Origin of the sequence: Porifericola rhodea, assembly GCF_030506305.1 — a bacterium.
GTDB lineage: Bacteria > Bacteroidota > Bacteroidia > Cytophagales > Cyclobacteriaceae > Catalinimonas > Catalinimonas rhodea.
The window spans coordinates 2,587,207-2,600,879 of record NZ_CP119421.1; the positions used below are offsets into that span (position 1 = coordinate 2,587,207).

General features: G+C 41.5%; 10 protein-coding genes and 1 pseudogene. 9 read left to right on the top strand and 2 right to left on the bottom strand.

Annotated elements, in window-relative coordinates:
* Positions 1–4: 4 nt before the first annotated feature.
* Complete coding sequence (locus PZB74_RS10660) at positions 5–1,735, bottom strand: phytanoyl-CoA dioxygenase family protein (RefSeq protein ID WP_302242595.1); 1,731 nt, start codon at positions 1,733–1,735, stop codon at positions 5–7.
* Positions 1,736–2,065: 330 nt separating this feature from the next.
* Between PZB74_RS10660 and PZB74_RS10665 the strand changes: the two genes are divergently transcribed.
* From PZB74_RS10665 to PZB74_RS10705, 9 genes and pseudogenes are all read left to right on the top strand, one after another.
* Complete coding sequence (locus PZB74_RS10665) at positions 2,066–2,551, top strand: helix-turn-helix domain-containing protein (RefSeq protein ID WP_302242596.1); 486 nt, start codon at positions 2,066–2,068, stop codon at positions 2,549–2,551.
* 55 nt (positions 2,552–2,606) lie between these two features.
* Positions 2,607–3,644, top strand: a complete 1,038-nt coding sequence (locus tag PZB74_RS10670; protein WP_302242597.1) for a Mu transposase domain-containing protein — start codon at positions 2,607–2,609, stop codon at positions 3,642–3,644.
* Complete coding sequence (gene istB / locus PZB74_RS10675) at positions 3,631–4,350, top strand: IS21-like element helper ATPase IstB (RefSeq protein WP_302236383.1); 720 nt, start codon at positions 3,631–3,633, stop codon at positions 4,348–4,350. The genes PZB74_RS10670 and istB overlap by 14 nt, the downstream gene beginning before the upstream one ends.
* Before the next feature lie 126 nt (positions 4,351–4,476).
* Complete coding sequence (locus tag PZB74_RS10680) at positions 4,477–5,874, top strand: 3' terminal RNA ribose 2'-O-methyltransferase Hen1 (protein WP_302242598.1); 1,398 nt, start codon at positions 4,477–4,479, stop codon at positions 5,872–5,874.
* A gap of 9 nt (positions 5,875–5,883) precedes the next feature.
* A complete protein-coding gene (locus tag PZB74_RS10685; protein ID WP_302242599.1) occupies positions 5,884–8,457 on the top strand; it encodes a polynucleotide kinase-phosphatase in 2,574 nt (857 codons plus the stop codon).
* 8 nt (positions 8,458–8,465) lie between these two features.
* Positions 8,466–9,224 (top strand): nucleotidyltransferase domain-containing protein, encoded by a 759-nt coding sequence (locus PZB74_RS10690; RefSeq protein WP_302242600.1) that lies wholly within the window; start codon positions 8,466–8,468, stop codon positions 9,222–9,224.
* A 1-nt stretch (position 9,225) separates the two neighbouring features.
* Complete coding sequence (locus PZB74_RS10695) at positions 9,226–10,275, top strand: nucleotidyltransferase domain-containing protein (RefSeq protein WP_302242601.1); 1,050 nt, start codon at positions 9,226–9,228, stop codon at positions 10,273–10,275.
* Positions 10,276–10,316: 41 nt separating this feature from the next.
* Positions 10,317–11,546 carry a PDDEXK-like family protein gene (locus tag PZB74_RS10700; protein ID WP_302242603.1) on the top strand — a complete coding sequence of 410 codons (1,230 nt, stop codon included), beginning with the start codon at positions 10,317–10,319 and terminating at the stop codon, positions 11,544–11,546.
* A gap of 96 nt (positions 11,547–11,642) precedes the next feature.
* Positions 11,643–12,668, top strand: a pseudogene (locus tag PZB74_RS10705) (IS481 family transposase); the annotation flags it as partial.
* Positions 12,669–12,877: 209 nt separating this feature from the next.
* Here the strand turns inward: PZB74_RS10705 and PZB74_RS10710 are convergent.
* A complete protein-coding gene (locus tag PZB74_RS10710) occupies positions 12,878–13,672 on the bottom strand; it encodes an HNH endonuclease (RefSeq protein ID WP_302242605.1) in 795 nt (264 codons plus the stop codon).
* Between the last annotated feature and the right edge of the window lies 1 nt (position 13,673).

Sequence of the window (13,673 nt, forward strand, 5' to 3'; positions counted from 1 at the left end):
TATATTAGAATTTCTCCCCCCACTCCAAACCATTGGGTAACTTACTAGAAGCAAATTCCAGATGGATGACTCTTCTGGATTGGGCATTGGTGGTTTTTTGGGAGGCATGTAGGGTAAGGGGTTTCATAAGATGGATTCCTCCTGCTTCTACTTCACAACATGTTGGAGTTTTGGTTTGACGAAATTGTTCAATTTGCTGATGATCCCAAATGCCAAAATGAGACTTTGGGTAAACGTAAAGTGCGCCGTTCTCACTGGTAGCTTTATCCAAATGAATGCGGATGGTATACATGTTCTTCAAAATATCTATCGGTGGCCTGACACTAATCACTCCCTTCTTGCTGGTCCACCCTGAGTATCCTTCGGTTTCTATTTTCTCTTGAACATTGATGGGGACATCCTGATGCCAAGACACGTACCAATTGGAAGTAGAGGGTTTGTCAAAATAGATGGCTTTGCAGAGGAAATAGTCTTCTCCCATACCTTCTTTGATGAGGGTATGTAGCTTAAGGTTGAAAATATGTTCCTTCAATTCAGGAAGTTCTTGCAGCAACTTTCTGATGGCGAAAACTTCAGTGCTGTTTTGTCCATCCACACTGGCTTTGTAACTATCTAATATCCGGCACATTTGCTCTACTTCTTTTGTAGTGTAGATACCATCCAGTACAGCAGTACCCCTGCGGTCAACTTTTTTAATGGTTTCTTTAGCTACTATGGGATGAAGGTCATAGGTGTACAATTGGTGAGCCATGGCTACTCTTTTTTTAAGACTACGAAACAGTCGGGGAGGGTTTAATATTTTGATGGTTTCACCATAGCCTAATAACTCTTTTTCTAACTCAAAATTCAGTTGCACGTCCAGAGTAATGATGCCTCCTCCGGGGAGGTTCTGTTTGAGTTGCTGAGAATGATGAATAGGCTTTGTCAATACATAGGGCAAGTGCTTCTGTTCTACGAAGATTTCAACATGTTCAGTACTGCCGTTTATTTCTACACTCACACCTACCACATCTTTAAAATAGGTTAGTAAGTCATGTTGAGTATTGAGGATGTATGGAGAATCGCAGGGAGTGATGTCAATTACCCTATCCAGGGCTAATAATAAAGGTAATTGCCTTTTCCCTTTAAAGCCCAGTACAAACCAGCGGTTACGAAATTCTTTTAAAAGCTGTGCGTGAAAATCAAAGGTCTGAGGATTACGGGCTTTGAATGACTGATAGGTGAGACGAATCGCTTTTTTCTGAATGATGGCCTGGTATAAATCGTCTATGAATTCCAGACCCTTTACATTTTCATTGGTCTCAAACTGGATGACCGACTCCTGCTTGGTTTTCTCTGTATAGACTTTGTCTTCAAGTTTTTGCACCATACCTGATAAATCATGGAAATGGCTAAACCCCTTAAACTGTTTTAGAATTTCAATGACTTCGGTAAGCTTGTTTAAATCCTTATCGTTGAGAGGAATATTGGTGATAGAGTAATCTGGATCTTCATAAGTATAGTACTTCCGCTCAGTTACAACGATAGGTGCGTTATACCCTAGCTTTTCACTCCGCATCATTTGCAGGTCCAACTGCACCGTTCTGGTACTTACGCCTTTCTCAATACCCTCATATTCGTATAGGGCCTTGGAACAGGCTTCTACCAGATCTTCCAGTGTCCACTTACGAAAGCGGTTGCGCATACATTGGTCAATAGTTTTATAGCGAATCAGTGCGTTTCTGTTAACAGGCATAAGCAAAAATTTTATCAAAAAAGTGAAATTTTTTTCTACTACGCAAAAAGATTGCGTAGTGGCTGCTTACATGGATAAACCGGAGTATATTGACCCCTCAAATCCGGCAGAAAATTTAGATACTCAATGCTCTTTTTGAGCTTGAAACGCATGCCAATCCGGCAGATACTGCCCCCTCTAAATATATTGACGTTGACTTGTACCGGAGCAAATTGACCCCTTGAGGGTATGATTCCGGAGGAAGTTGACCCCTCAAAACTTAAGGTTTTGGTTCTTTAGCGATCATCAACTATCGCTAAAAAGACCCTTATGGCAGGTAAACCAAAATCTATGAGCACGATCAAACAACTCATACTTCTACATCAGCAAGGCAAAGGGCGTAAGACCATTGCCCGCACACTAGGCATCAGCAAGAACACCGTTAAAGTATACCTGGAGAAACTCAAAAGCCTGACTACCATCAAAGATGGCAAAGGCTACACAATAGAAGAGCTGTTCAGAATGGAGCATCCGGTACTGGAGGCAAAATTTCATCCGGGAAACCCTGCCTACAAAGACGACCGTTATGAGGATCTGAAGGCCAGACTTGACTACTACTTTAATGAGTTAAAAGAACGTGGGGTCAATAAAAAACTACTTTGGGAAGAATATAGACAGGGTAATCCAGATAGCTATAGTTATTCTCAATTTTGTTTTCATCTCCATCAGTTACAGATAGCCCGCAGACCATCCGCAGTGCTACACCATCATCCTGGAGAGAAGCTCTATATTGACTTTGCAGGTAAGCCATTGAGCTATAGACAAGTCCACTGGTGAGGAGATCAAGTGCCAGGTATTTACGGCCTGCTTACCCTTCTCTGACTACAGCTTTGTGATGGCTGTAAGGAGCCAGTCCACTGAAGATTTTCTCTACGCCCTTTCCTGTTGTTTGCATGAGTTGGGTGGCGTGCCTCAAGCATTAGTACCGGATAATCTAAAGGCTGCGGTAGTCAAGACTAACCGCTATGAACCGGAGATCAATCGTGCGCTAGAGGATTTTGCCAATCATTACAACACTACAGTAGTACCTGCCAGGGTTCGTAAGCCTAAAGACAAAGCACTAGTAGAGAATCAAGTGAAGCTGATCTACAGCCGGGTATATGCCAAGTTGCGTCACATGGTCTTCTTTGACCTGTCTTCCCTGAATGTAGCCATCAAAGAAAAAGTGAGAGATCATAATCAAACTCGCATGCAAAAGAAGCCCTACTGCCGGGAAGAGCGCTTCATATCCGAGGAGAAGACACACCTCTTGCCTCTACCAGTTGAGAGATACCAGATCAAATACTACCGAGAGTTAAGAGTGGCCAAGAACAACCATATCTATCTCTCTGAGGATAAACACTACTATAGCGTCCATTTTAAAATGATTGGTAGTAAAGTCAAGGTCATCTACACCCGCAGTATGGTTTATATCTTTTCCAAAGGAGAGCAGGTAGCTGTACATATCAGGAACTTCCACCAGGGTGGTTATTCTACTACCAAAGATCATCTCTGTTCGCAGCACCAACATTACAAAGACAGGAGCCCGGAATACTATCGTAGGCAAGCTGCCAAAAAATCGGCTATACTCCATAAACTGGTGTGCTGCATCTTTGAGCAGAATCGCTATCCAGAACAGCTTTACAGAACCTGTGATGGTCTGTTTGGCCTGGAAAGGAAAACCGAGCCTACACGTTTTGAAAAGGCCTGTCAAATGGCATTGGATTGCCACAACTACACCTACAGCTTCGTAATGAATGTATTGGAAAATAAGATGATAGAGGTTCAGTCCACTATCTCTGAAAAGCCTCTACCCAAGCATAATAACCTCAGAGGGAAAGAACATTATCAACAGTTAGAACTAAATTATAAAACCAATGAATCAAATTGAGACACAGCTAAACAAGCTCAAATTACATGGGATGATCAAAACTTGGGCAGCCTTGCAGGAGACCAGGAAACTTCATGAGCTATCCTTACTGGATGGATTAGAAGTTTTACTTCAGGCAGAGGAGCAGGAAAGGGATCTTCGTAAGTTCAAAAGGTTAGAGTACAATGCTGGTTTCCGCTACAAAGCATCTATAGAAGAGCTACGCTTTGACCAGAAAAGGGGCATAGACAAAAACCTGATTACCCGTATGTCCACCGGTGAATACATCCAGAAAGGAGAGTCAATCCTTGTGACCGGTGCCACCGGTTGTGGGAAAAGCTTCCTCTCCTCTGCTCTAGGGCATCAAGCTTGTCTGATGGGATTTAAAGTAGCTTACTTTAATACTCAGAAACTGCTGCTTAAAACCAAGATGTCTCGTCTGGAAGGCACCATCTATAAGTTCTTTGAGAAACTGGCCAAGACAGATCTGCTCATCCTGGATGACTTTGGCCTGACCCACCTGGAAAAACAGCAACAAATGGATCTGATGGAAATCATTGAGGACAGACATAGTGCTAGATCCACCATCATTGCCAGTCAGTTACCTGTTGCTAGTTGGTATGATGTCATTGGGGAGGAAACTATTGCTGATGCTATCCTGGATAGGCTAGTGCATACTTCTCATAGAATTGACATCAAGGGTGAGAGTCTAAGAAAAAAAGTGTAAAATTGTCATACCATCGGGTTCTTCAGAACCAAACCTGAATTAGGGGGGCAATATCTCCGGTACAGGGGTCAACATCACCGGAATATCCATTACACTTGTATCATTAATAAAGAAGGTGATAAAAAAATGTTATTAACGATTTCAACTAACCACTCACCAGCAACGGATCTAGGTTATCTGTTACACAAACATCCGGATCGCCTGCAAGAGGTAGCACTTTCCAGTGGTAAAGCACAAATTTTCTATCCTGAAGCGAGTGAAGATAAATGCACCGTCGCTCTGCTGCTGGATATTGACCCTATATCATTGGTCAGGAATGCCAGAAATACGGCCAGTGAAAGTTTTACACTAGGCCATTATGTCAATGACAGACCGTACGTGGCTTCATCTCTGATGAGTGTAGCGATTGCCAAAGCTTTTTCCACTGCGATGAACGGTACTTGTGCGAATAGGCCTGAAGCAGTAGATAAAGTAATGCCCTTTGAGGTGAATTTATCAGCTTTGCCTGCTCCTAAAGGAGGAGAGTTGCTGATCAGAAAACTGTTTGAACCACTGGGATATGAAGTGAGGGTAGAAAGACATTCGTTGGATAAGAACTTTCCAGAATGGGGAGAAAGCAAATACTATCATCTCAAACTTACAGGTCAAACTCGTTTACAGGATTTGCTTTCGCATCTATACGTACTGATCCCGGTATTGGATAATGATAAGCATTACTGGGTGAGCGAAGATGAAGTCAATAAGTTGCTTAAAAAAGGAGAAGGTTGGTTGAGAAACCACCCCGAAAAAGAGCAAATCACCAAGCGTTATCTGCTCAATATCGGCAGGTTTACCAAAAGTGCTTTAGGACAACTACTTGCTGAGGATAGTGTAGCTGATGAGGAAGAGACAGAAGAAGATGATACTGTGATCAAGCGTAAAGAGACCCTGCATCAGGAAAGGCTAAAGCAGGTCTTAAGTGAGCTAAAAGCATCTGGAGCTAAGTCAGTTTTGGATCTGGGTTGTGGTGAAGGAAAGTTGCTGAAGATGTTGCTTCGGGAGAAGCAGTTTGAAAATATTCTGGGTATGGATATTTCTTACCGATCTCTAGAAAAAGCCAAAGAGAGACTCCATTTTCAGGAGATGGCTCCCCGACAAAAAGAAAGGATCAATCTGATTCATGGGGCACTGACTTATAGAGATAAAAGACTGGAAGGCTTTGATGCAGCAGCATTGGTAGAAGTGATTGAGCACCTGGATGAAAACAGATTAGCTGCACTGGAAAGAGTATTGTTTGAGTTTGCCAGACCAACTACAGTTGTGCTCACTACCCCTAACCGGGACTACAACCAGCTTTTTGAAACACTGGATGCCGGAGCTTTTCGCCATAGTGATCATCGCTTTGAGTGGAGCAGGGCAGAGTTTAAAGCCTGGGCCACCGGAGTGGCTGAGGTTTATGATTATACAGTGAATTTTAAAGCTGTAGGAGAGGAGCATCCTAATTTCGGAGCACCTTCCCAGATGGCAATTTTCAACTTAAAGTAGCAACCAAAAATGAATACTATAAAAATACCAGAACTTTCGTTAGTAGCCCTGATCGGTGTATCGGGTTCAGGTAAATCTACTTTTGCTAGAAAGCATTTTAAGGCTACCGAAGTGATTTCTTCTGATCAGTGTCGGGCAATAGTATCAGATGATGAAAATGACCAGTCAGCTACCCCTGATGCTTTTGACCTTTTGCACTACATCGCTGCTAAAAGACTTAAAAAAGGTTTACTCACTGTCGTAGATGCGACCAATGTGCAGGAGGAAAGTAGAAGAAAACTGGTGCATCTGGCTAAAGAATATCACTGTTTACCCGTAGCTATTGTACTGGATTTGCCGGAAGATGTATGTCAGGAAAGAAATGATCAGCGCAGCGATAGGAATTTTGGCAAGCATGTGATTCGTCAGCAGCGCTCACAACTAAGAAGATCACTAAAAAAGCTGAAAAGAGAAGGCTTTCGTCATATCCACATTTTGAAGTCTGCTGAAGAAGTAGATGATATAGAGCAGGTAATGCGTGAAAAACTCTACAACGATAAAAAAGAGGTTCACGGACCTTTTGACATCATTGGCGACATACATGGTTGCTATGAGGAGTTGGTTGCCTTACTTGCCAAACTGGGGTATGTGCTAAAAGAAGCAGAGGATAACGGAAGTAACTTCGGTTTGAAAGTAAGTCATCCTGAAGGCAGGAAGGTGATCTTCTTGGGCGACTTAGTTGATCGTGGTCCCGCATCTCCTGCGGTATTGAAGCTGGTCATGAGCATGGTACGGGCTGGTGTTGCTTATTGCGTACCTGGCAACCATGATATGAAGTTGCAGAAGTATCTGAACGGTAAAAATGTGCAGCTAAAGCACGGACTGGAAAAAACGGTAGAGCAGCTTTCTTCTGAGTCAGAAGAATTTCGCATGGAAGTGAAAGAATTTCTCTATAGCCTAGTGAGTCACTATGTTTTTGATGATGGTAAACTGGCAGTAGCACATGCGGGAATCAAGGAGGAAATGCAGGGTAGAGGCAGTGGTGCGGTAAGAGCTTTCTGCATGTACGGAGAGACTACCGGAGAGATTGATGAATTTGGTTTACCAGTACGCTACGACTGGGCATCAGAATATCGGGGTAAAGCTATGGTGGTGTACGGGCATACACCCGTACCCGAAGCGCAGTGGCTCAACAGGACGATTGACATAGATACCGGTTGTGTGTTTGGTGGAAAGTTAACGGCTTTGCGTTATCCTGAGGAAGAGTTGGTTTCAGTGGATGCTTTACAAGTATATGCTGAATCTGCTCGTCCCTTACACGCTCCTACATCTTCTCTGAATCAGCAGCATGAGTATGATGATTTGCTGGATATGGAAGATGTATTGGGCAAACGGATTATCAGCACTCGTCTGAGAAACAATGTGACCATCAGAGAGGAAAATGCGATGGCTGCCTTGGAGGTGATGAGTAGGTTCGCTGTCAATCCGAAGTGGCTTATTTATCTGCCGCCCACCATGTCCCCTACGGAGACGAGCGAACATCCTGAGTATCTGGAAAGGCCGGAAGAGGCATTGCAATTCTATCGCAGGCAAGGTATAGAAAAAGTGATCTGTGAAGAAAAGCATATGGGTTCCAGAGCGATACTCGTAGTTTGTCAAGATGAAGAAGTTGCTGTCAAGCGGTTTGGTATAGAAGGAGAAGGGATTGGCAAATGCTATACCCGTACCGGAAGAAGCTTTTTCAATGATCTGGCTGATGAAGAGGAGTTTTTGAGCAGAGTCAATGCTGCGCTAACAAAAACTGACTTCTGGGAAAAGTTTGATACGGATTGGGTTTGTCTGGATGCTGAGTTGATGCCCTGGTCGGCCAAAGCACAGGCACTCTTACAGGAACAGTACGCTTCAGTAGGAGCCGCTGCGAAAGCCTCTTTGTCCGCTACTGTAGAAGTACTTTCTTCAACGACTACTCGTCAGGTAGAAGGTATAGATGCCTTACTGGAAAAGTATACACAGAAGCAGGAGATGATGAAGGATTACCGTACTGCTTATCGTCAGTATTGCTGGCCGGTGAAAAGTATAGCAGATTATAAGCTGGCGCCTTTTCATATCCTGGCTACCGAAGATGCAGTGCATATGAATAAATCGCATGAGTGGCATATGCGGCACATTCAGGAGATTTGTCAGAGAGATGAAGAATTGCTGCTGGCAACCCCTTATCGGATCGTAGATCTTAGTGATGAACAGTCGCAGCAAGCGCTAGTCCATTGGTGGGAAGACTTGACAGAAAAAGGAGGGGAGGGCATAGTCATTAAGCCTCTGGATTTTGTCAGTCATGGCAAAAAAGGAGTAGTACAACCTGCCATCAAATGTAGGGGCAGGGAGTATTTGAGAATTATCTACGGACCAGAATATACGGCTCCTGAGCATCTGGCAAGACTCAAAAAGCGTGGGTTGTCTGGCAAGAGGTCGCTAGCTATGCGAGAATTTGCGTTGGGCTTAGAAGGATTGGAAAGGTTTGTCAAAAAAGAGCCATTACGCCGAATCCATGAATGTGTGTTTGGAGTGCTGGCGCTGGAAAGCGAACCCATAGATCCAAGATTATAGATAAGAACATGAAAAAGAATATCATTAATAAATTGAAAGCTATTGAGAAGGAATACCAAGTAAAGATCCTGCACGCCTGCGAGGCAGGTTCTCGTGCCTGGGGATTTCCTTCTCCTGATAGTGATTACGATGTCCGTTTCATTTACAGGAAACAGACGGATGCTTATCTCTCACTTTTCAAAAAGAGTGATGTGATCAATCCTGAGATAAACGGAGACTTTGATGCCGGTGGGTGGGACATTGACAAAAGCCTGTTACTATTGGCCAAGTCTAATGTCCCGCTGATGGAGTGGATATATTCTCCATTGGTGTATTTTATGGATCAGGATTTTCTTGAAAAGCTTAGAGGCTTAGCGAAACTTCATTTCGCTCCTCCTGCGGCTTTCTATCATTATCAAAGTATGGCTAAAAAATACCATGCACTTTGTGATGCGGATAGGTATCGGCTGAAGGATCTTTTTTATGCTTTGAGAACATCTCTGGCAGCGCATTGGGTGTTTAAGTACCAGACTTTTCCACCCGTTAATTTCACTGAAATGCTCAAAAGCTTATCCTTACCTTCTGAGGTTTTAGAAGGAATTAATGAACTGAGAGTTTTGAAGTCAGTGAAAGAAGAATCTTATCAGCATCCATCCAGTAAAAGACTATTGACTTTTCTTGAGGAGCTTATTGAAAGTAATGAGCAAGCGAGTAAAGCATTAGTTTCTCCTGAAAAGGATATGCATTTGCTGGATAGTTTTTTTAGAGAAACGGTAAAATCAGATTGAGATGACAATAGAGGAAATGAAGGAAAGAGGCTTACTGCTGCTGGAATGTATCAGCGGCAGTAAAGCCTATGGCCTGGCTACCGCTGAGTCGGATACCGATATCCGGGGTGTGTTTTATCTGTCTAAAGAACAGTTTTACGGCATGAACTATATCCCTCAGTTGAGTAATGAAAGTAATGATATCGTATACTATGAGTTAGGAAAATTTATAGAACTGCTGGCGAAGAATAATCCTAATATTCTGGAATTGCTCAAAACTCCTGAAGACTGCATACTTTATAAACACCCCCTGATGGAGCAGATCAGGGAAGAGATATTTCTTTCCCGTTTGTGTCAGCAGACCTTTGGTAACTATGCCATGACGCAGGTAAAGAAAGCTAGAGGCCTGAATAAGAAGATTCTTAACCCGGTAGAAAAAGAAAGGAAATCCGTACTTGATTTTTGCTATGTCGTGCAGGGGCAGGGATCAGTGCCAGTGAAGGATTTTCTCACTAAACACCAGATGAAGCAGGAGGATTGTGGTTTATCCAGCATTGCGCATATGAGAGAAGTGTATGGATTGTATCATGATCCGAAGCAGTCTTATAAGGGTATAGTCCAGAGTGAAAAAGCCAATGATATCTCTTTGAGCTCAATTCCCAAAGAAGCTAGGCCCGTAGCCATCATGTCCTTCAATAAGTCAGGCTATTCTTCTTATTGCAGAGATTACAGAGAATACTGGGAGTGGGTAGAAAAGCGAAATGATGCCCGCTATCAGAATACGCTTTCACACGGTAAGAACTACGATGCCAAAAACATGATGCATACATTCCGGTTACTGGCGATGGCAGAAGAAATCGGCAAAGAAGGTACGGTCAGAGTTAGGCGACCCGAACGCGATTTCTTACTGAACATCAAAAAAGGGGCTTTTGACTATGAAGCATTGGTAGAACAGGCAGAGCAGAGAATCAACGAAATAGAAGAGATCTATCAGCAGTCTCCCTTACCAGTGGCTCCTGATTTGAAGAAGGTTGAAGCTTTGTTGGTGAGAATGAGAAGGGAGTTATACTAATAACTTTCATTAGCCTCTTGAATTTGGTATCTTCTAAAATTATGAATATCCAGAATCTTTTAGACAGAGTCTCAACTATCAAGTTTAAATATGATAAGTTGTTAGAAAGAGATGCTTTAGACTTTAATATCTTCCAAGCATTACAAATTGGGCATAGAGAAACCACTTTGCATTCTAGGTTCTTATCATTCCTTTTGAATCCACATGCCGAACATTTACAGAATGATACCTTTTTAAGGCTTTTTCTTAAAGAGTTAGAAATTCAGGATTTTAACTCTAGTGATGCTATTGTAATTACCGAAAATTATTTTTTTCATGAAAATGGTGAAAAGGGGTATATCGATATTATTGTCAAAGAAAAAGGAAACTCTCCTAGAATGATAATTATTGAAAATAAGATTTGGGCAGAAGATCAGCATCGGCAATTAGATAGGTATTATGAATTTGGCTTAAAGTTTACAAATGATAAAGATAAGCTTCATTTGTTCTACCTGACTCTTACTGGATATGAGTCCTCAGAGAAAAGCGCTCAATTAGCTGATTATAAATTATGTTCATACGAAAGTGATATCAAAAATTGGATAAACAATTGTATCAAAGAAGTTGCTCTAATTCCAAGTTTAAGAGAATCCTTATCACAGTATTCACAACTGATAGATCATTTAACCAATAAACCAACTAATATGGATTACATCAATGAAATAAAAGAAGCGTTAAAGCAAGATGATAATTATCAGTTTATTGGAGACATTGAAACATCTATTCTGGAGTTAAAGATTGAACTTCAGGTAAAATTTTGGGAGACATTAATAAACGCTTTTGAAGACCATGACTTCTCCATTTACAAGTATGGTATGGCTGATGATGATGTGCTCACTTCAGTTAAAAAGTGGCATTATCAAAGTAGAAATAATAGAGATTACGGAGTAGAAGTATATCTTACAGATATTGAGGACATGCAGATATATTTGTGCTTTACAATAATTGACTCGATAGGAAGCTATATCACCTTATATGATGAAAATGATAATGATGTTATCGAAAAAGGAAAAAGTAAAATTGAGTCTATTTTGAGACAGCTAAACTATGAATTTTATTCAGAGGGTGGTTATCCTGTTTGGAAAGAAAATATCCTTAGTGTATTGAACTTTAAAAATCCTTCCAAAAAAGAGTATGCCTTATTACAAGAAGAAGAAATGGAGAGATTAACTAATAATTTTGTGGAAGAGGTGATAAGCTTTAAAAACCAGTTAAAAAGAAAAATTAACTAGTAAGGATAATCATTTGAAATAGTCAAGACATAATCTGACAGTTTAGGTAAATTGAGATTGACGAGATCATTTCATTTACTTAAACCCGATTACATCATGACTACCGAAGACAAAGTTATTAAGAACAAATTAGGATTACTAAACCTGGCTGAGATGCTAGGCAATGTATCTCAAGCCTGTAAGGTGATGGGCTACAGTAGAGATTCTTTCTACCGCTTTAAAGAGCTCTACGAACAAGGCGGTAGCGCGGCTCTGCAAGAGATGAGCCGCAAGAAGCCTAATGCTAAGAACCGCGTAGCGGCATCCGTTGAACAGGCAGTAGTCGAGCTGGCCATTGAACAACCGGCCTTGGGGCAGGTACGCGTTTCCAACGAGCTGAAGAAGAACCACGTTTTCATCTCCCCCGGTGGGGTTCGCTCAGTGTGGTTGCGTCATCAGCTAGAGACTTTTCCCAAACGCTTGAAAGCATTAGAAGCCAAAGTAGCCCAAGAAGGACTCATTCTCACTGAGGCACAACTGGCGGCGATGGAAAAAGCTAAAGAAGAGAAAGTAGCCCATGGGGAAATAGAAACGTATCACCCTGGCTACTTAGGATCGCAGGACACCTACTACGTAGGCTATATCAAAGGGGTAGGCAAAATCTATCAGCAGACCTTTGTAGATACTTACACCAAGGTAGCCCACGCTAAGCTCTATGATCGTAAGAACGCCCTGGTAGCGGCTGATCTGCTCAATGATCGCGTTGTTCCTTTCTACGAGCAGTATGAGATTCCATTGTTGCGCATCTTAACGGATCGGGGTAGTGAGTACTGCGGTAATCGCGAGCATCACGAGTACCAGTTGTACTTAGCCATAGAGGATGTAGATCACAGCAAAACCAAAGCGAAGAGTCCACAAACCAATGGTATCTGTGAACGATTACACCGCACCATGCAGAACGAATTCTATTCAGTAGCCTTTCGTAAAAAGGTCTACAAAACGCTGGAAGAGTTACAACAGGATTTGGACCTGTGGCTTAACTATTATAATGAGCAAAGAACTCACAGCGGGAAGCATTGCAATGGTAGGACCCCAATGCAAACTTGGCAAGAAGATTTACATCTGACAAAGGAGAAAATGTTACAAACTCATCATCAGAATTTTATACCTTTACTAGTGTCAGACGAAGCGGAAGCGGGCCCTGATGGCGAGCAACCCGCCAGGAATAGTCTGACTGACTGGAATGGTCAAGGGGCTCTGAGGAGACCCTCCCAAAAAGCTGAACATTCCAAGAATCAGATGCCTTAGAAGCGCATCTCATAGGCCTCGACTGTCAGAGGTAATCTTGACTATTACAAATCATTGGGAACATGTAAATTATGTCCAGGCTGTTTACTATGACACTTAACACATAGTGCTTTAAGGTTATTATAATTATTATCGTCTTTTCGTGAATTAATATGATGTACGTGGAGAAAGCTTTTGAAATTTGCAAAATCATTTCCACAATCTTCACAAACATAATTTAAGCTTGCCTTATAATTCTTACTTAGCTGAGGCCAATTATCTCTGTATGTATTTTTAGGGCTTGTTGCATCAGTATGTTTTGGCTTATTTACTGTGGTACCATAATCATTAAAAAAGGTATCCAGGGAAAAATTATTAAATATCGTTTCTCTATTGTACCATTTCTCTTTATAGTCATTATAGTTTAGAGTTTGTAAACACAATTTGCAAACCCTAAGTTGTTCAACTTTTCCTTCCTCCAAATAATTTGAATTATGAATGATGTTGACCTTAAAATAGCCATCAACCCTCAATGAAGCCACAAATTTTTCAAACCTACCTGAGTTTTGAAAATCTGTAATTACAGAGCAATTTGCAATATGAAATTTACAGGGAAAATACTTATAATATTGATCTCTAATATAAACAAGCACTCTTCTACCTTGAACACTAAGTGTTTGATCATCTTCAACATTTACTAAAGCGAACGAAATATCTACTTCTTGACCATCATCAAGGCGATTCCCTATATCATTTCTGGGAATAATATCTTCTCCAAAAGTACGTTCTTTCTCTTCAGCATTAAATGTCTTTAGAAGCTCTTCAAGCTTTCTTTTGGAATTAGGCGTATTTAATTTCATT

What these genes read in the sequence shown, in the direction of transcription:
- PZB74_RS10660 (WP_302242595.1), bottom strand. Translation starts at nt 1,735, where the DNA reads ATGCCTGTTAACAGAAACGCACTGATTCGCTATAAAACTATTGACCAA.
- PZB74_RS10665 (WP_302242596.1), top strand. Translation starts at nt 2,066, where the DNA reads ATGAGCACGATCAAACAACTCATACTTCTACATCAGCAAGGCAAAGGG.
- istB (WP_302236383.1), top strand. Translation starts at nt 3,631, where the DNA reads ATGAATCAAATTGAGACACAGCTAAACAAGCTCAAATTACATGGGATG.
- PZB74_RS10680 (WP_302242598.1), top strand. Translation starts at nt 4,477, where the DNA reads ATGTTATTAACGATTTCAACTAACCACTCACCAGCAACGGATCTAGGT.
- PZB74_RS10685 (WP_302242599.1), top strand. Translation starts at nt 5,884, where the DNA reads ATGAATACTATAAAAATACCAGAACTTTCGTTAGTAGCCCTGATCGGT.
- PZB74_RS10690 (WP_302242600.1), top strand. Translation starts at nt 8,466, where the DNA reads ATGAAAAAGAATATCATTAATAAATTGAAAGCTATTGAGAAGGAATAC.
- PZB74_RS10695 (WP_302242601.1), top strand. Translation starts at nt 9,226, where the DNA reads ATGACAATAGAGGAAATGAAGGAAAGAGGCTTACTGCTGCTGGAATGT.
- PZB74_RS10700 (WP_302242603.1), top strand. Translation starts at nt 10,317, where the DNA reads ATGAATATCCAGAATCTTTTAGACAGAGTCTCAACTATCAAGTTTAAA.
- PZB74_RS10710 (WP_302242605.1), bottom strand. Translation starts at nt 13,672, where the DNA reads ATGAAATTAAATACGCCTAATTCCAAAAGAAAGCTTGAAGAGCTTCTA.